Source organism: Pseudomonas sp. HY2-MNA-CIBAN-0224 (assembly GCF_040310285.1).
Classification (GTDB): domain Bacteria; phylum Pseudomonadota; class Gammaproteobacteria; order Pseudomonadales; family Pseudomonadaceae; genus Aquipseudomonas; species Aquipseudomonas helleri.
Genome location: NZ_JBEOPQ010000286.1, coordinates 1 through 340 on the forward strand (window position 1 = coordinate 1; position 340 = coordinate 340).

1 pseudogene is annotated in these 340 nt (G+C 43.2%); it reads left to right on the forward strand.

The features are described from left to right. A pseudogene (locus AAEZ03_RS26425) lies at positions 1 to 340 on the forward strand (hypothetical protein); the annotation flags it as partial.

The window sequence follows — 340 nt, forward strand, 5'->3', positions numbered from 1 at the left end:
GGTATTAACAGGCTGTCAAACCGCCGACTTGTCTAATCAAGCAACTCAAGTTATTGATATACCAGTTGTTGAAGCTATTTTAGATAGCGATGGCGACGGATATTCTGATGATATAGACATGTGCCCAGGTACACCAATGAACATAGTAACAGATGAAAGGGGTTGTCCCTTTACTGGCATGGGGATAGGTCTAAAAATGGAATATCGTGCCTTTTTTGCCAAGGGTAGCAGTGATCTATCGCCAAAGTATCAGCTTGAGCTTGATAAAGTAGCAGCAAAGCTGCAAGAGTACTATACGGCAACGATGCGTATTGAAGGGCATGCTTCAGCAGATGAAGTG